Origin of the sequence: Echinicola marina (assembly GCF_020463795.1) — a bacterium.
In the GTDB taxonomy this organism is placed as follows: Bacteria; Bacteroidota; Bacteroidia; order Cytophagales; family Cyclobacteriaceae; genus Echinicola; species Echinicola marina.
In genome coordinates this window covers 3999562-4020941 of the sequence record NZ_CP080025.1, presented here as the reverse complement: position 1 = coordinate 4020941, position 21380 = coordinate 3999562, and the positions used below count along the sequence as shown (strand labels likewise).

The following is a 21380-nucleotide window of genomic DNA, read 5'->3' as shown; positions in this document are numbered from 1 at the left end:
AGCTCCCAAAAATTATTAACCCCTCAAATAGGGGCCTTAGCATTAAGGTTATCCCTAATGCACCACAAAAACCAAATTATGCGATTTAAATTAGAAAGGACTGAAACATGACCTGACGGTCCGGCTTCAACAAAGGAGGGGAATAATTGTTGTAAACGGTAGAGTGATCCTGAAAAAAAGGATCAATACCTAAATAACTGTAAACAAAAGGGATAAAAAAATCAACATTGATCGAATTAAGGGACGTCTTGCTAAATATGGCTTCATCAGATTCGATAGAAGTGTAATGGTTATCACAGCACTTGTCTTTAATAACCGTCCTCTCCGCAAATGAGGCATCAGTATTATCCAGTTCTGCATAATTCATGCCGCAATCCAACTCCCCATTTCCAAGCATCAGGGCAGATTTAACCGCAATTCCACAACATAGATGGGTGGCCCAAGTAACCCCAATGTTACTCAAAAGCATCACAATCAGTAAGAATATGGAAACTGCTTTTTTCACCTAATTACCGTTAAGAAAATAGTTAGTTTAATTTCTTCCCACAATTATCCAAAATTTCGGACTGATTACACTTATAGAATTTTGGTTTAATATTATAAGTTTTTGTACTAACATCAAAGAAGCCTGACCAATAAATGGGAAAAAATCACATAATTTCCTCTATTCGAGCCTCCCACGTACCACTTAATTCTCTGTCTGATTTATCCTTAATTAAAAGCCTGGCTTTTATTATTCCAGGATTTAAAGACCTGATTATTTCCCGGGTAGTATCAGAGGTAACTTGGAAGGTTTCGTCATTGACCTTTATTTGCCAAGTGCCTTCACTCTTGCACAGCTCACCGGTTAAAACTACCTCAGCCCTGCGAGCAGAAAATCCATTATTCTTTACTTCTTCCTGAATCTTTTGCAATGTCAGCTTATTATCCGGTGATAGCGTGAGGTAGGCTTTCCCATCATTGAGGCTTACTTTTATGCTTCCCAGTCCACCCATTTTCTTGAGCCCACGTTCCAGGCCATAGGCGCAAGGGGCACAATCCATTCCAAATACCTCCTGATCTACTTTGACCAGCTGTGCCATTGCACTGCCAAAGCTGAAAATGCTTATTACTAATATAATTCCTATCTTTTTCATATTTCTTTTTATTAAATGTTACAACCAATAACTTATATTCATTGAAAGCCTATATCGCTCTTGAGGGCCTTGCACGATATCCTGATAGACCGGAAATAAAGCCCCGAAGGATATTCCCCAGGCACCATAAAGACCAAGAAAGGAAGGCCCAAGCATTACTTTCTTTCCTCTTTGATCAATGGGAGAAATCTGGCCCGCATTCACGCTTGCACCCGGAAACTCAGCCAGCGATTCCACAAATACCCTCCAGTCGGGTTTTGGATAGTCTCCCATGAATATGTTGGGACGATAGCCAACCACCAGACTCGCATAAGGCAAATCGCCCAACTGGTCATTTGACTCTTCTAAGTAATATTGATAGCCGCCACCTACCCATGCGTACCAGGTACGGGAAGCATACCCGGTAGAGATAGCCCCATGCAGGGAGTTGCTTACATTGATACCTCCCCTTGTATCCTCAGTGGGTGTAGAAACACTTAATATGGCAGTAGATTCAAATCTTTTCCCCACGCCAAATGCATTGGAAAAAAAACGATACCAGACCGAAGCTTCAATATCCCCATTGGCGGGCATGTTGCTGTTTCCTCTAGTTCTGGGTGCTTCTGAAAGCCGGTTGATCATTGTCGGGGTAGTGATGTTTAACTGTAGGTCTTCTGTAACGCCATAAGACCAAATATACCTGAGCATGAAAGACTGATCATCTTTAGTGGCCAGACTCATGGCAGCAGCATTAAAATCTACTCCTCCCTTGGCTAAGATTGGCGTTTGTAGTCCGAAGAGTGGCCCATGTCCTTGAGCGTAGGTTTTTGAAAGTGCCATCATGGCAACTATTATAATTATTATCGTTTGTTTCATCTTTACTTTTTAAATTGCTAAAAATTGTTGAAGTGGAAGCAGCAAGTAAGCAGAGAATAAGCCAACTACGTAAAGCCCAAAAGATATCCAAAGGATAACCTTACTCCACCGGGCGGCTGTATTGCAGGCCGTTTCATTTCCGTATTCATCTATTTCGCAAGCCTGATCTTGCTTACGTCCATAGAACAACCAGAAATTGAACCCTATTAGTAATCCTGCACCCAAAAATGTCCAATGTTTATACTTACTTAACCAAATCAGTGCGGGAAAATCTGATACCAACCCGGCCACAACCGCCCCCATACCCACAGCTACAAGCAATGATGGTAAGGCACAGCACAACAAGGTAGATACCGAAGTAAACAAGGACGCTATGCTGACGAAATCGTCTTTTAGCTTTATCAATTTTTGCATGATTAACTCTTAAAGTTCTTTGCTACTAAGCTTATTTCTTATCTGTTTTCTTTTTGACCTTAAACCCCCGGTCTTCAATAAGGGCAATAATGTCCTTTTCAGAAATTACCCTACTGTCATACCTGATTACTGATGAACTTGTATCAAAGAGGGTCTCACTGCTAAGAATACCTTTCTGTTTTTTGAGCATATTATCAATGCCATTGGCACATCCTGACTGGCAACTCATGCCTTCTACTTTCAATTCAAGCCTGGTAGTGTTTTTTTCTATTTGTTCCATTTTCGGTGCTTTTTCTTTTTCCTGTGACTGTGCCCTTGCTCCATTAGCAATGAGTAAGGCTCCTAAAGAAAACGTAAATACTAAAACTGTTTTCTTGATCATTTTTCTCATGATTTAACTCCTTTTTAAATTCATTCTCAAAAGTAGATTTATGAGGGGGGTGGTCTCCTAGGCCTTTTTGAAATATTTTTTTGATCTGAGTCTCTGGACCAAAGAAGTAGAACACTAGCCAGAATGATAATATTTTTCATAACATATTGGCCTTCCATTGTCAGTATAAAAGGAAACTTGGCAAACATTAAATCAGGAAAAATAAAAAAGGTAAGCATGGTACCCAGCATGTGCAGAAATAGCAAGATCAATACAGGTTTTAAAAAACTTCCTATAATCAATAATATACCAAGGAGACTTTCAAAAACTGCCAGCACAATGGTACATGCAGGTGGAGAAATTACATGGAATGTAAGGGCACAAATGGTGTCAGCAGCCAGGCTTTCTGCAGGACTTACCCTGGGGAAAAATTTAACTACGCCAAACCAGAAGAATATTGCTCCAATACTGATTCGGAGAATAGTATTGGTGCTATTCCTCAGGTTTCCTGGCAATATATCCGATAGTAGTTTCATTTTTCAGCTTTAAACATCCGAATGGCAAACAGCATCATCAAACCCTGCAGTGCTGCGAATATCAAAAATGCGTTTTCCAAACCAATCGCTATGACTTCTCCAAATATGAGGCTCTCAATTCCAAAACCTGTAAACAGGGCAAAGACATTTAGTCCCATTGCTTGCCCTCCATATTTTTTGCCCCCTAACTCGGTTACAATTCCGGCAAAGAGAGGTTGGGTGAGGTCATATCCTAATGAAATCACTGTAACAGCAATGGCTGCCAATATTACTGATATATTGGTAGCCAATAGAGCAGTGGCCAAAGCCGCAATGCCTAGCCCAGGTATAATAAGCCGAAACCGGCCCCACCTATCTGCAGCCCTTCCGATACTGGAACCAAAAAGAAATCCCGGAACCCCATAGCCCAGAATAGCCAAACCAATACCTATTTCTCCTAAGTTATATTTTACAGAGAAATAGTATCCAAGCCAGGTGTAGATGCCTGAATGGAATATTCCATTCCAAAAAACAAAACTGTAAGTTTTTGCCCCTCTTGACATTGAAAGCAGATGGAAGAATTTTGAAAAAACCTGCCGTACATTTGGTTTATTTAATTCAGGTTTTTGGGATTTAAAATCAATTTGGAATGAGATAAACCATAATATTATGGCCCCTAAGATTGCAATCCCTAAGAAAAGCATCCGCCATCCGATAAAGGGCTCCAGCATAACTCCTGCGGTAGAACCTAGCGCCATACCCCCTTCCATAGCTGCAAATAGCAAACCTAGTGGTTTACCTCTCTCATGGGGCTCATACAAATCCCCAACCAGCGCCAGCGCCATGGGGATAACTCCGCTTGCACCAAGGCCAGTAAAAAGTCTGAGCATAATCAATTGTGAAGATGTTTGGGCCAAAGCAGTAAGTGCTGTCAACAGTATAAATGCCAGTAGTGAAAACCGAATTATCCGCATCCTTCCAAAACGATCAGAAAGAACCCCATAAAAAAGAATGGAAATACCATAGGTAATCATATAAGCAGGAATGACCAGCCCTATGTATTGCTCCGTTACCCCAAATACTTCTGACAGCTTGGGGATCAAAGGGGGCTATCATATAGGCCTGAAAAAATATCAAAGAAGCAGCTAATGCCAGCAACCAGAATGCTTTTGATCTGTAAATTTGTTTCATTAAATCTTTTTAGTCTAAAGACTGTCTAAAGATATAAAAGGTCAATTCTGCCTCGCATAATTGACCTTTTATAAAATAATCTAAATTATTATGCAGCCATTTTAGCGCAACTTTCTGCGCAAGCTTTGCATTTCTCTGCACACTGCTTGCACACCTCACTGTCAAACTTGCTGCACTCTTCTGCACAGGCTTTACAGAGATCGGCACAAATGGCGCAAACCCTGTTTACATAATCCGACTGAGATGCCAGCATTTGGACACAAGCGGTACAAAGGGCAATGCAATCCAGACAAAGCTGATGGCATTTTTTCATATCGGGTTCACCCATATGCTGGTCCAGACAGATGCGCGCAGCGGTGATACAAGCATTACACTCGTCAATACATTGTTGAATTTCGTTGTTCAATGGTTTCATAACTTTGTTGGTTTAAAAGCTTTCCCTGCAGGCACGGCTACAGAGAAAATTTTATGAATAAGCCGTGCCTTATTGTTTTATCCCTGGCCGATACCCGCTTTGATCAGTTCTTCTTTGGTTATACCCTGATCCTGGCAACAGTCCAGCAATTTGCCATTGACTGCTATGGCCGGCACTTTTTTAATCTGGTATTCTTTCAGTTTGCTCAGACAGGTTTTGTCTTCACATTGCTTTTCCAGATCATAGACTGTTATTTCACATTGATCACAGGCTAAGTCTTTTACCATACTGACCACCGGATCACAAACTGGGCAATTAGACGTAAATATTTCTACTTGTCTTTTCATAAATTCCTCCTTTTGAATTGTTCTGTAAAATGATTTGAGATTCTTTCCGGATAAGAACAATTCAAAGGTAAGCTAAGGGAGGGGGTGGTCGGCAAGAGTAAGAAGCCAGAAAATTTGATTTATTTTTCCGGAGATAGGTAAAGTGCTGGTGAAAAATGGAAGTTTTACCAGATCATACTGAAGGTAAATCCGGCACTTGCAATATAGAGCAACGGCTTATGAGTCGATATTTGCATTGCCTATTCGTTTCTTTAGCTCGGCTATTTCCTTCATTTTTTGAGTAAGGCTATCCAGTTCCAGGATAGGAAACTGCTGGCGGATAAATTCGATACGTTCTTCATTCCCGCAATTACCCGGGCAGGCTTCAACGGTTTCTGAAATCTTAATGGCAAGAGCTTTCCGGTAAGCTTCATCCAATAATAAATAATGGGCTTTGTCCAACCCTTTTTGTGCTGCTTTGAACTGTAGCAAAATTTTTTCCGGATCTTTTCCTTCATCCAACATTTTTATCAAGCCATCCACCTGGCCTTTGATGCTCTGTAAGCGTGTCTTTATATCTTTTGTTAGGTCTTTGGGTATCATAATTTTTCACATTTTATTAAAGCTACGTTTCTGCACGGGGTGGTGAACAACGAATTGTTTATGTTTTTGAATTCAATTAAACCATAGACCCGATATCCGAACCCATAGAGGGATTGGAATAGACCATGTTCCTTATGTCAGCTACTTTGAGTTTTCCTCGAATAGCCATCGCAAAAAGATTGATCATTTCTTCCGCATGCGGGCCGATGATATGAGCGCCTAAAATGTGGCCATCTTTATGCGAAATCACTTTGTAGGCATAAGTGGATTCATTAATCCGTTTGGCATTATACCAGTTGGAGGCAGAAGCACTTTTTACCTGGTATTCTACATCTAACTCCTTTGCCTGCTTTTCTGTCATACCTACTGCTGCTAAAGTGGGTAGGGTGAATACTGCACTAGGCATTTCTGTATAGTCAGGCACTTTAGAATTTCCTCTGATAATGTTAGCCGCCACAGCATGTCCTTCCATTACGGCTACAGGCGTGAGGTTTAGCCCATTACTATTAGCTGCATCACCTGCTGCATATACTGTAGGGTTACTCTCACTTTGCAGATATTCATTTACCTCAATGCCTTTTTTGTTGTAAGCAATACTGGCTTTTTCCAGATTCATTCCATCCAACTCTGGTACTCGGCCTGCCGCATTTACTAAAAGGTCAGTGTGATGTGTTTGCTCACCATTTGAAGATTTTGTGAAGACTATAAACTGATCACCATCTTTTTCAATACCAATTACCTCAGTTTCAACATGTAAGAGAATACCTAAATCTTTGGTGGCCTTAACAAGATGTTTTACGATATGCTCATCAAAATTTTCCAGTGGACGCGCACCACGATGGAAGATAGTAATCTTACTGCCCGCTCGAGCAGCAAGGTGGGCAAACTCCATCGCAATATAACCACCTCCAACAAAAGTGATATGTTCAGGAAGCTTTTCCAAGTTTAGAAAATCGGTACTGTCGATGGGCAAATCTCCACCGGTAATATCAAGAGTCACTGGTCTGGCACCTGTGGCAATCACGATTTTACCACCTTCCAGTAGATCATTCCCAATACGGACAGTGTTTTCAGATTCGAAGCTGGCTACTCCGTGGTACTTCTTCACACCTGCTTTTTCATATCCTTTCTCAACGCCTTTGGGCATTTTAGAAACAAAATCGTTTTTGTAAGCCATTAAGTCTTCCCAATTAATCGAAATATCCCCTGAGATGCCTATTCCGCTCATTTTATCAGCTCTACCAATGATTTCGGCCGCTCCCACCAGAATTTTCTTAGGATCACAACCACGAAGGGCACAAGTTCCACCATAAGGTCGTGAGTCGGTGATAGCTGTTTTTAATCCTTTCTTAGCACATTTATTGGCGATGGTCATTCCAGCCATACCGGATCCGATGACGATGATATCATATTTTTTCATGAGCAGCAACTATTTTTTCCACCTTCCTGAATCGGAGGACAGGCGACTGTCCCATAAGAGCAATACACACAGCAATCACCATCTTTGGGCTTGATTACTTCTTGGCAATTTTCACACTCGTAGAAGTACTGGCATGCATCCTTAGGCATGGTCTCTTCTTTTTGATGCCCACAGTTTGGACATGTAATAGTTGATTGTAAAATGATTTCTTTCTCCATTTCAATATTAAATAAGGTCAATTTGTAACTTTCTGAAACTACAAAAAGTGAACTGTTGAATTGTCTCAAAGGGAGTTTTATGATTAACCGATTTGCATTTTAATTTCTCAAAAAACCTCTGAAGAAGAGCTGTCATAGTTGATTCTGAGTATTGTTTGATTTTAATCCCACTGCACTTCTGTGGGCCTTCTTCTGAAAAGGTGCCCAGCATGAGTATTCCTTCTGACTTTATACTTCTTTGGGCATTTTCTAAATAGGTTTCAATTTCTTGTTCTTCAGTTAGAAAATGGAAGGCCGCACGATCATGCCAGAAGTCATATTGTTCTGTTGCTACAAAAGTTTCCGCATCTGCCACTAGCCATTTCACTTTATTGGCACGATTACCAAGTCTTTGCCTTGCTCGCTTAAGTGCTGATTCAGAAATATCGAGAACAGTAATGTTCAGATACCCCAAGTCAATCAGATGATCTACCAGTAAACTGTCCCCTCCACCAACATCTATGATTTTAGTATGTTTAGGTATATTAAACTGCTTTAAGAAACTCAAAGAGGTTTTAGGGGTTGGTTGATACCAGCTTACTTCTTCTAATCGTTTTGATTGATAAATGTTCTCCCAATGTTTTTGCCTGTCAAAACTTCCCATTATTCCTGAATTTTGTTTTCTACTACTTTGTATCCGGTCTTATTGATCGCTTCTACGATTTTGTCTTTTCGTACTTGGCTTGGATCATACTTTACTATGGTATTACCCTTTTCGTATGATGCTTTCACCTCTTCAACTCCATCAAGTTCGCCTACTGCATGGGTTATATGGGATTCACAACCCGAACAGGTCATTCCTTTTACAGATAGTTCTATGGTATTAAAAGTAGTAGATTGAAACAGTGCGTTTTCAGCATTCCAGTCACTTACTTTGGATTCAGTGACCGTATATCCCGTGCTGTTAATTGCCTCAATAATTTTGTTTACATCAACTAATGATGCATTGTATTTTACTTGTGCATTAGCGTTTTTATGCGACGCAGTCGTTTCTAAAACTCCATTCAGACCTGATACTGCATGTTTAACGTGCTCTTCACAGCCTGTGCAGGTCATGCCCTTGAGCTTAAAGTCAGCTAATTTGATTTGGGTCTGATCCTGATCAGCTACAACTCCTGAACTGGTGCTGTTGGGATAGAATATATGTGAATAGGAAGGGAATGCGAGCGTAAGAGTAGCAAACACTGTAACTATTCCCAAAAACTTTTTTGACTGCCAGAACGATGGTTTTTGGTCATCCTCACAGGCACAAGCAATTTCTTCAGCTGTTCTGGATCTGAGTTTTTGATACCAGGCGAAAGCTAACACCCCAATTGTCAGCACAATTAAGTACGGCCTGAAAGGCTCCATCCAGGATAAGGTGGAGGCAATGCCACTAATTCCGGCTAGAAACGAAATTACTGGCGTGATGCAACATAGCGAAGCTACAATAGCAGCCAGCAATCCGGCACTTGCGCTCTTGGTAGAAAAATCTGCCTGTTTGGAATGTTGGTTACTGGTATTCATGACACTGTAGATTTTTGATCTGTCGATACGAGGCTGTCTAAAATTGGAGTAATTACTTTCAAATTTTCCATTTTAAGTGAATAGAATATGGTTTGTCCTACTTTTTCACTCACCACTAGTCCGCCCTCACGCAGCTTTTTCAAATGCTGAGAAATTGCAGGTACAGTCATCTCTAAAATGTCACTCAGGTCACAAGGACATAGCTTGGATTCCTTGTGGAGTAGATAAAGGATTTTAAGCCGGATTTCATTGCCCGACAGGCTCAATGCCTTAGCTACCATAGTTATTGATGGCGCTACTCCGGTAATTTCTACTTTGCACTGTTTGATCTGCTCAACGTCTGCGAAAACCCGGATACATGATTTATTCATAACTGTTCTTATTTAAGCAACTACTTAAATAACGAAGATGGATATTAAAAGTTTAAAACATAGATGATTTCCATCTGTTTCGTTAGAAAGTTCCATCTACATACTATACATAGCCCAAAGAAATCACAAACAACTACTTTATACTACAATTTTTTTTTTAAGCAATACTAATTACATATCAATAACCAGTACTGTCCCATTAAAATCTAAAACAGTTCTTTGAAACGTCTGAAATAGAGTTAGTTGCAGGGGTTTCTAAAGCGAACGGACTTGAAACTATAGCTTTGTATCAGTTTAACCTGATGGTATATGTTTCAAGATAAATACGTTTTCGCCCAATTGATCTCATTTCTTAATCGGAGTAAGTTCATTCGTATCGTCGCCAGGTATAATGGCGACAAATATGTGAAGCATTTCAACTGTTGGAATCAACTACTGTGCATGATGTTCGGCCAGCTCTCCAATCGTGAAAGTCTAAGAGATTTGATCGCCACTCTTGATGCACATCATTCCAAATGCTATCATTTAGGGGTGGGGAAGAACGTCTCCAAATCGTCTTTGGCAAGAGCCAATCAGGACAGGGACTATCCTTTTATACTTACTTGAAAAAGGAAAAATCTCAAGGAAAGAGGCTGCTCTCTTATTGGTAGTTAAAAAACACAAAAACCTACGAAATTCTCACTGAAATGGTGAGGCAAAACCTTATCAAAAAACAGGGAAAAGGAAGAGCCACTTACTACAAACTATAGTGGCTCCTCTCCAAATTCCCCTAAAACTATAAGCTTCTCCATCACTTCTATTTCTTCCATAAAAGAGTTCGATCCACGTACCGCCAGCTCCAGCTGACGGGACGATCAACAATTATTCCCAGTAATGATTTCATCAGAAAGTTTCAAAAATCATCCCCAAATCTCCCACAAACTGGTTCGAGAAAAGTGCCGGGCGGTCAACAACTCAGTATTACAAATAGAATTATTCAATCATCATCAAAACAATACTTTTCCAAATCCTCATAAAATTGGTTCGAGAAAAGTTTATGACGGCCCACTGAAAATCAGCCACTTACGATCAAAAATTGTAAGTGGCTTTTTTATTTGCAAAATATTTGCAAAAAATCACCTCTAATATAGAATTGTTAAAAATCAAACATTGGATAAATAGACACATACTATAACCAAGTGATTATTAGAACTATACAACACTAATAAAATTAGAATTTCTTCTTAACCCCACGATCTTTATAGTTTCGTGATGAGGTAAAAACAACTCCTCCGATCCTGCTCAATTTCTGTTTTGACACTATCCAATTTTCAATTTCATCTCTGATAAAATATAATTTGCCAGCTTTTTTGTAATAGGGGATTATTCCTTTAGACACATAACTGTAGATGGTTTGTCTTTTCAAATCCAGTAAATCGCATATACCTTCTAGCGTTAATATTTGCTCTTTAGGTTTGAGGTAAATACCGGATTCCCTTAAGATTTCAAGTATCTCATTATTTTGTTCAAGCAATTGGCCAATAGCATCTGGTAAGTCTTCGAATTTAAGGTTCATGGCTGTTTATTTATTTTTTGTAAATTGAAGTGTAATCTTAAATAGTTCCTTTTGAAAATATTCACCAGTAGGGCCTATCTCAGGTTAAATATTTTCAGGTTAATAATAAAGATGATGTGTCATGAATGATCACAATGAAATCAGAATTGGGACATGAATCCCAATATAGATTTAATAAAAAAAGGGCTTAAAGCCCTCCATCATCTGCAAAGGAATAATACCCTTCGGGGGTTAAGATGATATGGTCAAGTACCGGAAGTTCCAAGAGTTTTCCAGCCTTCACCATTTTTTCGGTCAAGCGTTTATCCTGTTCACTGGGCTTCATACTTCCCGAGGGATGGTTATGGGCAATTATCATGGCAGATGCTGACGATTTCAAGGCAGCTCCGAATATCACTTTTAAATCCACTACGGTTCCCGCGGTTCCTCCGGATGAGGCATTGATTATCCCAAGTACTCGGTTTGCCCTATTAAGGAGTATGACTTTAAATTCCTCTATAAAAGCTATTTTCGATTCATCCCAATTGGCCCTTAAAATCCTATTGGCTGTCAGGGAAGAGACGATTTGGGGCTTTTCAGAAACTTTGGAATTTGGACGATAGCTCAGTACGATTTCAGCTACTTGGTTGGAAACGATGTCTTTGTTCTTGGTATCCATAACATTTCGATTTAATGGTTAGAAATTAATTATGGTACCATCCCAGCTTGAGGGCAATCAAGGCCAAGTGGCAACGGAATAAATGAGTGCTATGCGGGCAGAACAGTGTTTATGCCGGACACTCTTGGCCGCTACAGCAGCCCGAAAGCTAAATTGTGACATGATTAATGAAAAGGAAAACAACAATTATGAATAATCAAAAAGGACGCCTGTAGATCGTACAAAGCGCCCTTTAGAAAAATATTATTTATCACCATACTTAAACCCTCGCCCCTTTCCCCTTCTTGGGGTCCTTAGGAACGTTCTTCATTTCGGGGCTTGCTGTTTATTATTTGTAGAACCTATGTCTAAGTTGGCTTGGGTAGCATTTCCTCATACTTCCTATAAAAACTATAAAGCAGAATTGGCAAATTAATAAACAGAACCATATTAAAACATGGCCCTGTCTTTTAAAAACACCAATCTGTTCCCCCCATCATCAGTTAAGTTTTACCTTCTATTGTTGACCACCTCCAGGTATTCTCTTAAAAACCGCTCATCATTCGCGTCACTGTCTCCATAATAATCTCTCAATTCCTTCAATTTTTTGTGCATCATTTCTTGGACTTCAGCATAGGCTGGATCATTATAAAGATTGTTTAGTTCTTGAGGGTCCTTCTCTAAATCATAAAGTTCCCACTCGTCTATATCGTAATAAAAATGCATGAGTTTATATCTTTCTGTAGCCACTCCGTAATGCCTTTTTACCATATGGACAGAAGGATATTCATAATAGGTATAATAAATGGCATCACGCCAGTTTTCCTCATTACCCTGGACAAGATCCCTAAATGATTCTCCCTGCATTTCCTTTGGGATCTCTATACCTGCATAGTCTAAAAAGGTTGGGGCAAAATCCAAATTCTGAACAAGTCGGTCCACCTTTGTTCCCGCTTTGATTTCTTTTGGATATTTCACCAATAGCGGTGTTCTAAATGATTGTTCATACATAAAACGCTTATCGAACCAGCCATGTTCACCCAAATAAAAACCCTGATCAGAGGTATATACAATAATGGTATTTTCATCGAGTCCTTCTGCTTCCAAATAATCAAGCAATTCTCCTACTCCATCATCTACGGACTGTATGGTTCTTAGATAATCCTTTATATACCGGTTAAATTTCCAAAGACCAATTTCTTCAGCTTCTTGCTCATTGAGACCTTGCTTCTCACCTTGACGGTAAGCCTTTTTGAAAGCTTCATTTTTAGGGTCATAGGCATTATTCCAAGCTTTTAACTGTTCAGGGGAAAACCTTGCCAATTCGCGATGAAAGCCCGTGCTATCCCCTTCAGGCGATACGACCATTTTAAAATCATGCCCCCAGCGCGCATGCCCATCGATTTCCATTTCCTGCTCTTTCGCGGCAGATCCTCTCCCAGCATAGTTGGTTTTATCATCATTATAGGTGGAAGGTGGAGTAAATGTTTTATCATCAAATAAGGTCAAATACTCTGGCGCGGGTTTCCAATTACGATGAGGGGCTTTTTGATGGTACATCAATAGAAAAGGTTTTTTCTGATCCCTACCATTCTTCAACCAATCCAATGCACTATCTGTTGTAATATCGGTTACATATCCATCAAAGCGCTTCCTTTCTCCGTTTACAATAAAATCAGGATTATAATAGTGTCCTTGTCCGGGTAATACCATTGAATAGTCAAATCCTTGCGGTAAGCCATCCAAATGGATTTTCCCTATCAAAGCTGTCTGGTAACCACTTGACTGCAGCAGTTTGGCAAAATTATCTTGGTCCCAATCAAATGGTTGAACATTATCTACTTTTCCATTGACAAAACTATGCTTACCTGTCAGGATAACCGCCCTGCTGGGTGCACAAATGGAATTTGTCACATACGCTCGGTTAAAGATTGCCCCTTCATTAGCTATCCTATCTATATTTGGGGTCTCATTCAAATTATGTCCATAGGCACTGATTGCCTGATAAGCATGATCGTCACTCATAATAAAAATTATATTGGGTGGTCTTTTATCTGCAGACTCTTCTGTTTTTTCGCATGCGAACATAAAGCTGATCAACAACAATATGCCCAAAAATCCGTTTTGTATTCTCATAATTATAGGGTATTAAATCCTTAAATAAATTATTCAATCCTTCCAGAAACTCTTCTGTTTTTACCTTCCATTCCTAATAAATCATCTCCCAAGTCTTGTCTGGCCTTCTTTGCTATCTCCATCAATTCGTCGACTTTCTCTGGATAAAGCATTTCAAAATTATACCTTTCTCCAGGATCATTTTGAAGGTCATACAAACTAAGTGGAATATCATTCATCCCTGTCTTTCCTGGTACTCCATTCTTTCCAGGCAAAAACTCTTGATAAGTTCTGCTGCTGTGAGGTAAAATCAATTTCCAGTTACCTTTCCTCACTGCTTGTAAAGAATTTTTATTGTAGTAGTAATAAAATTCACTTCTTGGAACTACTTTTTTATTTCCCTTCAACAGTTCCAATATGCTTACACCATCAATCTTCTTAGTGGGCAGTTCAGCTCCAATTATTTCAGCTATGGTAGGTAAAATATCAATAGTGGAAACCAACTTATTGGAAACTCCCCCCTCTTTGATCACTTTTGGCCATTTCATAATACAGGGCACTCGGTGACCGCCCTCAAAGGATGTAGCCTTTCCTTCTCGTAGTCCAAAGGCACTGCCGGCATGGTGTCCAAAGTTTAGCCATGGACCATTATCCGAAGTAAAAACGATAAGGGTATTCTCTGATATACCGGTTTCATCAAGCGCTTTAACTATTTCTCCTACCGACCAATCAATTTCCATCATGACGTCACCATAAATCCCTTGATCACTCTTACCTTTAAACTTATCCGATACTGCCAAGGGTACATGTGGCATAGAATGTGACAATACTAATAGAAAAGGTGAAGTCGCATTTTCATGGATAAACCTCACCGATTGTTCCGTATATATAGAAGTCAGTTTTTCCTGATCTTCTAGATTCTCAACTGTACTCCATACCGTATCCATAGCCATTAGGGGTAATTCGGGATAGCTGGCTTTCCGAGCATGGGTTTCTTCTGTGGCCAATTTCATATCATAGGTCCATTTCCACATATCATTGGAATATGGTAAACCCACAAATTCGTCAAAACCTTGTTTTGTAGGGAAAAAAGGTTTTCGATTGCCTAAATGCCATTTACCAAAGAGGGCTGTTTTATAGTTCCCCTTTCTTTTAACCAGCTCCGCTATGGTTTCTTCATCGGGGTTCAAACCAATTTTAGAATGAGGGTTTAAAGCGCCGCTAATTCCTATTCGATTGGGGTAACAACCAGTCATTAAGCCAGCCCTTGAAGCACTACAAATTGGTTGAGCGACTACAAAATCGGTGAATCTCATACCTTGCATTGCCAATTGGTCTAAATTAGGTGTCATATACCCTTTTGCACCATAACTTGACAAATCCCCGTACCCCATATCATCCATAAATATGATGACTATATTGGGAGTCTTGTAAGCGTCCTGGGCATATACTTTTGAAAAGATGCCCACCAAGTTCAAAATTACAAGGAATGATATCCCTTTATTTTTGATTCTATCCATTTCTAAGAATTAAAAAAGACAATCCATTTCTATAATAAAACAGGTAGTACTCTGTTTATTCATTTTTATGGATTGCCTTTTTCTATGAATTAATACCCGTCATTTTGATCAATTGCCGGATTCAAATCTACTTCCCTCTGAGGAATAGGCATCAGAACCATATAATCTTTTAAATTCTGCGCAATTTCCACCTTATTGGATTCAGCTACTGAGGCTTCATATGCGGCATGCGCTTTCATAGTTTCCACAAACCTTCCCGTCCGGACCAAATCAAACCATCTATGTCCTTCCATGGCCAATTCCAATCGTCTCTCTTCCCAAATGGCCTGGCGTACTTCCTCTTGGTTTAATCCCATAAAATTAAAATCCATGGAATTAAAAGCCCTTTCTCTAATCCTATTGAGTTGGGTCAATGCCAAAGCTGTCTTTCCCTGTTCATTCAGTGCTTCTGCATACATCAAAATGGCATCGGCATATCGGATTACATGCATATTTGCATCACTGTTTGCGGGATTATTTTCTCCTTCTTCCCAATATTTTGTAAAAAGCGGAATAGAAGAAGTATGTACAGATCCATCCTTTAAACTCACGAAGTCGGTGGTGAAAGTAGCTGCTTTTCTTTCGTCTTCTTCCTGAAACCTATCATAGAGATCACGAGTAGGTATATCCGCTTCATTGGAATTGGTCAATCCCAAAACACCAAAACCGCCAGGCAATGAATATTTAGGCCCTTGGAGGATCATTGCTGAATTACCATTTCCAGGTGGGTCCATAAATTCTATAGAAAACACCATTTCCCAGCCGTTTTCAGTTGCAGGATTCCAATTATCCGCAAAGTTATCATGCAACCCATATCCGTACTCCTGTTCATTATTGATAACTTCTGCCAGTTTTTCTTCAGCTTTTCCAAATTCCTTCATGGTCAGGTAAACTTTCCCCAATAATATCTTGGCTGCACCTTTGGTCGCCCTTCCAATATCCTTATCCGTATAGCTACTGGGCAATGTAAGTTCAGCATCACTCAAATCTTGGACAATCTGTTCATAGACTTCACTTTCAGAAGCACGAGGTCCCAATGCATCTTCTACAGATTCAAGTTTTAGAATCAAAGGAACACCCCCATGGAATCTCACGAGGTTAAAATAATACAGGGCCCGTAAAAACTTAGCTTCACCAACCAATCGATCACGTATCACTTCATCCATATCAATTGCTGGAATATTGATGATGGCTGTATTCGCACGAGCAATTCCTGAATAATTCCTTTGCCACATTTCCCTAACGAACTGGTTTTCCGAAGTGTGTCTTAAATACTCCAGGTTTTGTAAAAATTGGTTTGGCATCCCTAAACCGTTTTTCTCATCATCTGTGGGCAAAGCATTTAGAAGGAAAATATGCCTTTCATAAATACTGTATAGTTGCTGATATACAGCAGTAACAGCGGCCTCTGCATCTGATTGCCCACTATAGAAATTGTCAATAACATACCTATCACTGGGTTCTTCCTTAAGGAAGTCAGTACAAGCACCAAGGAAAAATGTAGTTAAACAGATGGATAATATATATTTAATTTTCATGGCCATTCTTATTTAATATTCAGTTTAACACCTAACATGATCGTTCTAGACTGTGGATATCCTCCAAAATCTTCTCCCATTTCCAGATTGGAAGCCCCCCTATAACTTACCTCAGGATCATAACCAGAATATCCTGTAAAGGTGAGTAGGTTTTGCCCAGTCACATAAACCTTCATTCCTTGCAATACTTTGGATGTTAACCCCGGAAAAGTATAGGCGAAGGTCAATGTTTTTAACTTCAGGTAAGACCCGTCCTCTATATAGGCATCACTGAATACTGCAGAACGGTTAGTCGTCGCTTTAGGATAAATATTACTTGGGTTTTCAGGTGTCCATCTATTGACCAAATCTGCATATACATTTTGTCCTCCTGATGGAAGTTCCAGTTCCATCGCATTGTAATTGAAAATATCATTACCGTATGAATACTGGAGGAACATATTCAATTCAAAACCTTTATAGAATAATGTATTGGTCAATCCACCAAAAAAATCCGGATTGGGATCACCTATAATCCTTCTATCGTAAGTAGCATTGACCAATCCATCAGGGCTGCCTTCCGAACCTCCCAAATCCATATATCTTCGTCCACCTATCCAATGGGTTGGACTAACCGGTCCGGCATTCAGCTCTTCCTGGTTTTGAAAAATACCATCAAACACATATCCATAAAAAAGTCCAATAGGTTGTCCTACTATCAATCTATGTACTGAACCTGTTTTCAAATGGCCATCTCCCCCGCCAACATCTTTATAGTCTTCTCCCCCGAGTTCGATCACTTTGTTTCTGTTAAAAGAAATATTAAACCCAGAAGACCATCTAAAATCCGGGCGGGAAATGATTTCTCCATCTATTGCCAGCTCGACACCTTTATTTTCAACACTACCAATATTCTGTAGTGAGGAAGCAAAACCTGATACAAACGGAACAGCTACATTATATATTAAATTGGTAGTTTTTTTGTAATAATAATCAGTAGTAAACCTCAACCTCTCATCAAAAAAACCGAAGTCCAAGCCAAAATCAAATTGAGAGGTTTTCTCCCATTTTAGGTCAGGATTTGGAATTTTATTGGGGTAAAAACCTGTGGCGAGTGTCCTTCCAAAAGTATAAGTCGTATTGGTCAAGGTTGGAAGTGAATTATATAGTCCAATTTCCTGGTTACCGGTAAAACCATAACTCACCCTTGCCTTTAGGTTAGAAAACACATTCCAGTCCTTGACAAAGTCTTCCTCTATTAATCTCCACGCAAAGGCCCCTGAAGGGAAAAAAGCATATTTGTTGTTATTACCAAATCTAGAAGATCCATCTATTCTGGCATTCAATGATATCAGGTACTTTTCATGTATGTTATAATTGATTCTACCCAAATAGGACATTAAACTCCATTCAGTACTGGAAGAACTAGGCTGATTATATATTGCCCCTGCACCAAGAGCATTCTCCTCCAGGACATTGTTTACAAAATCCTGGGACGAAGCCCCGAGACCTTCAAACTTGTTTTTTTGAAAAGTAATTCCTCCCAAAACAGACAACTGATGACCTTCTTTAAGGCTTGTATTCCATGTAAGGGTATTCTCGTTCAGCCAATTGGTCGTATAACCACCGTTAACTGAAGCACTGGCTACGCCTCCAGATTGAAAAATATTGGAAGGGATAAAGGTATCAAACTTGGTATTGACCAAATCGGTACCCACAGAAACTTTGGCAGTAAGATCAGGTACAAATTCCCATTGGGCAAACATATTGCCTAACACCCTGAGCATTTGGTTCTCCCTTACCTGTTCATCTGCAGTGGCAATTGGATTGGCATAAATTATACCCGGACTGTTCACTTGGGTGTATTCACCTAAAGATTCATTTTCATATATGGGTAAAACTGGATTAAACTTCATGGCTGAAGAAACGACGCCTGCAGCCCCTCCCGCATCAGTTTGAACAGCATTTGAGTTGGTTTTGCTTATATTCAGACTTGTTCCCACTTTGAAATTATCCTTAATATTTCTGTTTAAGTTAACCCTTGCAGAATAACGCTGAAAGCCAGAATTCCTAATTACACCCTGCTGATCAAAATAATTTCCAGATACCGAATAATTGGTCTTTTTGTCCCCTCCGGTAAATGTCAGTTGGTAGTTTTGAATAGGCGCTGACCTGAATAGTTCATCCTGCCAATCCGTGCCCTTTGGATTTTGTCGTAACTCTTCCATTTTCGCCGCATCATATACTGGGCTCAAGCCATCATTTTGGTAGGCTTCATTGACCAACTCAGCATATTGGAGTCCATTCATTACATCAATTTGCCTGACCACATTCTGTACACCATAATAGGCGTCAAAAATAATTTGGTCTCTTCCTTCCTTTCCACTTTTTGTGGTAATCAAAACCACTCCATTAGCTGCTCTGGCACCATATATTGCTGTAGCTGAAGCATCCTTCAGGATTTCAATTGATTCAATATCAGCGGGGTTTATGGATGAAAGCCCACTTACTTTTGCATTCCCACCTGTTTGACCAAAGCCACCGCCATTATATATTGGAAATCCATCAATTACATAAAGGGGTTCATTTCCACCTTGCAATGAACTAGAGCCCCTGATCCTAATAGATGCTACAGCACCGGGCATCCCTGATGTTTGGGTAACCATAACCCCTGATGCCCTTCCTACCAAACCTTGGTCAATGGAGGTAATGGGTGTTTCCTGCAATTCTTCAGCTTTGACAGATGATACAGCACCCGTCAAATCACTTTTCTTTACACTTCCATATCCAACCACTACTACTTCTTCCAGTGATTGCAGGTCAGGAGCCAAAAGAATCTGCAAATTGGTTTCATTGCCTACTACAATTTCCTGTTTCTCATATCCCACAAAACTCACTGTAATGACTGCACCTTCTTTTACGTCAAGAGTAAATTTCCCATCGATATCGGTAACAGTCCCATTGGAAGTTCCTTTCTCCAAAATAGTAACACCTGGAATAGGTTGATTATCGTCTCCGGATACTACCTGTCCCTTAACCACCTTTCTAACTTCAGAAAGGATTTCATTTACATTTTTGGATTGGTTTGATGCTTTACTTACATGGATATTGTCATTTATTCTAACAAATTTCAAATTGGTTTGATTGGATATTTCCTGTAGGACATTAAACAGAGGCTCTTTTTCAACCTTTAAGTTCACCTTTAATTTCTTCACATTTAAAAAACGCTCGTTAAAGGTAAACCGAAGATTAGTCTGGGCCTCCAGCTTTGTAAAAACCTCATTTAAGGGCATATTTTGATAAACCGCAGAGGTCCGTATTACATGAATACTTTTTCTTTGGGCATTTCCAGGATGGGCAAGTATTACGGCTGTAAAAAACAGCTGAAAAACAAAGCCCAATACGAAATATTTGGATAGCATAATGATTTGCCTAAGTATCGTTTTTTCCATACTTTGTAATGATTTTGAGTTAGTAATGCTTAAAATTAGCCTTTGACTGATTTGGCGATCCTCAAAGGCATCGATGAGGCAGAAAAGAGGTTTTCTGCCTCTTTTTTAACTAGAATTATCAATGATACTTTTCATAAGATAGATTTATTTTGGGTTTTCAATTAATATGGTTTTATCTTCTATTCTAAAAGTGAAATTTGAGGTAATGCTAATTCCTTCCAATACATTTTCAAGGCTTTCATTGTGGTAAACCCCCGAATAGGACCAACCTTCTTCCATTTCCTTCCTATTGATGATTTTTACTCCAAACCAAGTCTCCAATTTTTCTTTTACCTCATCATAATTGTCCTCTTTGAATACCAAGTATTTGTTCTTCCAACCTGTGGTTTCCAATAAATCAAAGCTGGATTTATAAAAATTACCTGACTCATCGATCTCCAGCTTTTCTTGGGGAGATAAAATAATTTTAGTCCCTAGGTCATTTTCAACTGCTACCTTTCCAGAGACAAGCGCTACTGACAGTCCCTCTTTGTTTTTCACATTAAAAGTGGTTCCCATGACCCTTACCCTAGTATTATCTGCCTGAACAACAAAAGGTCGTACCTTACTTTCTTTCACATCGAAAAATGCTTCTCCCTTTAACTTCACCAGCCTTAAGGAATCAGAAAACTCCACTGGAAAAACCAAAGAGCTTTCTGCGTTCAAATAAACCTTGGTTCCATCAGGCAGGAGAACTTTTGACTTTTGGCCACATGGGTTGCTTTTAGTTATCAAATTTGGAGTATCAATTTGTTCACTTTTATTTCCATTAAAATTATTGTATCCCCAAAAAATACAGCCTAATACCAAAACAGCAGCTACCAACTTATTCCAGAATCTCCACTTTACTAATTTAGACGGGTCATTGTAAGGTTCAGTATGCTTATCCAGTTTAATATTTTCATACATATCCAAATAAATATCATCAGGTATTTCATATTGCTTCTTATAGTCTACCAATTTGATTATTTGGCTTGCCTTAAATACCTCTTCTCTTTTCTCTGGGTGTTCTACCAACCATTTTACCCAAAAGTGATTGGTTTCATGAGTTGGGTTATTTACCCAATTGATGAAAAATTCATCTTGGAGAAAATCAATTATATTGAATTCACTGTACTTCATATTTC

23 protein-coding genes are annotated in these 21380 nt (G+C 39.4%); 1 reads left to right on the top strand and 22 read right to left on the bottom strand.

Features of this window, described 5'->3' with window-relative positions; translation table 11 throughout:
• Window positions 1-85 precede the first annotated feature (85 nt).
• The 15 genes from KZP23_RS16145 to KZP23_RS16070 all read right to left on the bottom strand — a co-directional run bounded on the left by KZP23_RS16145 (window position 86) and on the right by KZP23_RS16070 (window position 9379).
• Window positions 86-505, bottom strand: a complete 420-nt coding sequence (locus KZP23_RS16145; RefSeq protein ID WP_226332814.1) for an HYC_CC_PP family protein — start codon at window positions 503-505, stop codon at window positions 86-88.
• Window positions 506-650: 145 nt separating this feature from the next.
• Complete coding sequence (locus KZP23_RS16140) at window positions 651-1136, bottom strand: heavy-metal-associated domain-containing protein (RefSeq protein WP_015267873.1); 486 nt, start codon at window positions 1134-1136, stop codon at window positions 651-653.
• An 18-nt stretch (window positions 1137-1154) separates the two neighbouring features.
• Window positions 1155-1991, bottom strand: a complete 837-nt coding sequence (locus tag KZP23_RS16135) for a hypothetical protein (protein WP_226332813.1) — start codon at window positions 1989-1991, stop codon at window positions 1155-1157.
• A 9-nt stretch (window positions 1992-2000) separates the two neighbouring features.
• Complete coding sequence (locus KZP23_RS16130; RefSeq protein ID WP_015267875.1) at window positions 2001-2405, bottom strand: hypothetical protein; 405 nt, start codon at window positions 2403-2405, stop codon at window positions 2001-2003.
• Window positions 2406-2436: 31 nt separating this feature from the next.
• Entirely contained in the window at window positions 2437-2787 is a 351-nt protein-coding gene (locus tag KZP23_RS16125) for a cation transporter (protein WP_226332812.1), read from the bottom strand.
• Window positions 2788-2834: 47 nt separating this feature from the next.
• Window positions 2835-3311: a DoxX family protein gene (locus KZP23_RS23150; protein WP_226332811.1), complete on the bottom strand. Its 477-nt coding sequence runs from the start codon at window positions 3309-3311 to the stop codon at window positions 2835-2837.
• The gene (locus KZP23_RS16115) at window positions 3308-4393 is read right to left on the bottom strand and encodes an MFS transporter (protein ID WP_226332810.1); all 1086 of its coding nucleotides are present in this window, start codon (window positions 4391-4393) and stop codon (window positions 3308-3310) included. Before KZP23_RS16115 ends, KZP23_RS23150 begins: the two co-directional genes overlap by 4 nt.
• 176 nt (window positions 4394-4569) lie before the next feature.
• The gene (locus tag KZP23_RS16110; RefSeq protein WP_015267879.1) at window positions 4570-4896 is read right to left on the bottom strand and encodes a four-helix bundle copper-binding protein; all 327 of its coding nucleotides are present in this window, start codon (window positions 4894-4896) and stop codon (window positions 4570-4572) included.
• Between the two features lie 77 nt (window positions 4897-4973).
• Window positions 4974-5243: a thioredoxin family protein gene (locus tag KZP23_RS16105; protein ID WP_226332809.1), complete on the bottom strand. Its 270-nt coding sequence runs from the start codon at window positions 5241-5243 to the stop codon at window positions 4974-4976.
• 216 nt (window positions 5244-5459) lie between these two features.
• On the bottom strand, window positions 5460-5825 hold the full coding sequence (locus KZP23_RS16100) for a metal-sensitive transcriptional regulator (RefSeq protein WP_015267881.1): 366 nt from the start codon (window positions 5823-5825) through the stop codon (window positions 5460-5462).
• Window positions 5826-5901: 76 nt separating this feature from the next.
• A complete protein-coding gene (locus KZP23_RS16095; RefSeq protein WP_137404439.1) occupies window positions 5902-7245 on the bottom strand; it encodes a dihydrolipoyl dehydrogenase family protein in 1344 nt (447 codons plus the stop codon).
• Window positions 7242-7463, bottom strand: coding sequence for a GDCCVxC domain-containing (seleno)protein (locus KZP23_RS16090; RefSeq protein ID WP_083892019.1), 222 nt, complete (start codon window positions 7461-7463; stop codon window positions 7242-7244). The genes KZP23_RS16095 and KZP23_RS16090 overlap by 4 nt, the downstream gene beginning before the upstream one ends.
• Window positions 7464-7470: 7 nt before the next feature.
• Complete coding sequence (locus KZP23_RS16085; protein WP_137404440.1) at window positions 7471-8106, bottom strand: class I SAM-dependent methyltransferase; 636 nt, start codon at window positions 8104-8106, stop codon at window positions 7471-7473.
• Window positions 8106-9008 carry a mercuric transport protein MerTP gene (gene merTP, locus KZP23_RS16075; RefSeq protein ID WP_317198002.1) on the bottom strand — a complete coding sequence of 301 codons (903 nt, stop codon included), beginning with the start codon at window positions 9006-9008 and terminating at the stop codon, window positions 8106-8108. Before merTP ends, KZP23_RS16085 begins: the two co-directional genes overlap by 1 nt.
• Window positions 9005-9379, bottom strand: a complete 375-nt coding sequence (locus KZP23_RS16070) for an ArsR/SmtB family transcription factor (RefSeq protein ID WP_226332808.1) — start codon at window positions 9377-9379, stop codon at window positions 9005-9007. Before KZP23_RS16070 ends, merTP begins: the two co-directional genes overlap by 4 nt.
• A gap of 309 nt (window positions 9380-9688) precedes the next feature.
• On the opposite strand from KZP23_RS16070, the gene KZP23_RS16065 reads away from it, so the two are divergent.
• Window positions 9689-9985 (top strand): DUF4372 domain-containing protein, encoded by a 297-nt coding sequence (locus tag KZP23_RS16065; RefSeq protein WP_226332807.1) that lies wholly within the window; start codon window positions 9689-9691, stop codon window positions 9983-9985.
• 604 nt (window positions 9986-10589) lie between these two features.
• Here the strand turns inward: KZP23_RS16065 and KZP23_RS16060 are convergent.
• The 7 genes from KZP23_RS16060 to KZP23_RS16030 all read right to left on the bottom strand — a co-directional run bounded on the left by KZP23_RS16060 (window position 10590) and on the right by KZP23_RS16030 (window position 21375).
• Window positions 10590-10934, bottom strand: a complete 345-nt coding sequence (locus tag KZP23_RS16060; RefSeq protein WP_226332806.1) for a helix-turn-helix transcriptional regulator — start codon at window positions 10932-10934, stop codon at window positions 10590-10592.
• A 187-nt stretch (window positions 10935-11121) separates the two neighbouring features.
• On the bottom strand, window positions 11122-11592 hold the full coding sequence (locus KZP23_RS16055) for a JAB domain-containing protein (protein WP_226332805.1): 471 nt from the start codon (window positions 11590-11592) through the stop codon (window positions 11122-11124).
• Window positions 11593-12081: 489 nt separating this feature from the next.
• Window positions 12082-13707 (bottom strand): sulfatase family protein, encoded by a 1626-nt coding sequence (locus KZP23_RS16050; RefSeq protein WP_226332804.1) that lies wholly within the window; start codon window positions 13705-13707, stop codon window positions 12082-12084.
• Window positions 13708-13736: 29 nt separating this feature from the next.
• Window positions 13737-15206 (bottom strand): sulfatase family protein, encoded by a 1470-nt coding sequence (locus tag KZP23_RS16045; protein WP_226332803.1) that lies wholly within the window; start codon window positions 15204-15206, stop codon window positions 13737-13739.
• A gap of 89 nt (window positions 15207-15295) precedes the next feature.
• Window positions 15296-16783 carry a RagB/SusD family nutrient uptake outer membrane protein gene (locus tag KZP23_RS16040; protein ID WP_226332802.1) on the bottom strand — a complete coding sequence of 496 codons (1488 nt, stop codon included), beginning with the start codon at window positions 16781-16783 and terminating at the stop codon, window positions 15296-15298.
• An 8-nt stretch (window positions 16784-16791) separates the two neighbouring features.
• Window positions 16792-20214, bottom strand: coding sequence for a SusC/RagA family TonB-linked outer membrane protein (locus KZP23_RS16035; protein WP_226332801.1), 3423 nt, complete (start codon window positions 20212-20214; stop codon window positions 16792-16794).
• Window positions 20215-20358: 144 nt separating this feature from the next.
• Window positions 20359-21375 carry a FecR family protein gene (locus KZP23_RS16030; protein WP_226332800.1) on the bottom strand — a complete coding sequence of 339 codons (1017 nt, stop codon included), beginning with the start codon at window positions 21373-21375 and terminating at the stop codon, window positions 20359-20361.
• Between the last annotated feature and the right edge of the window lie 5 nt (window positions 21376-21380).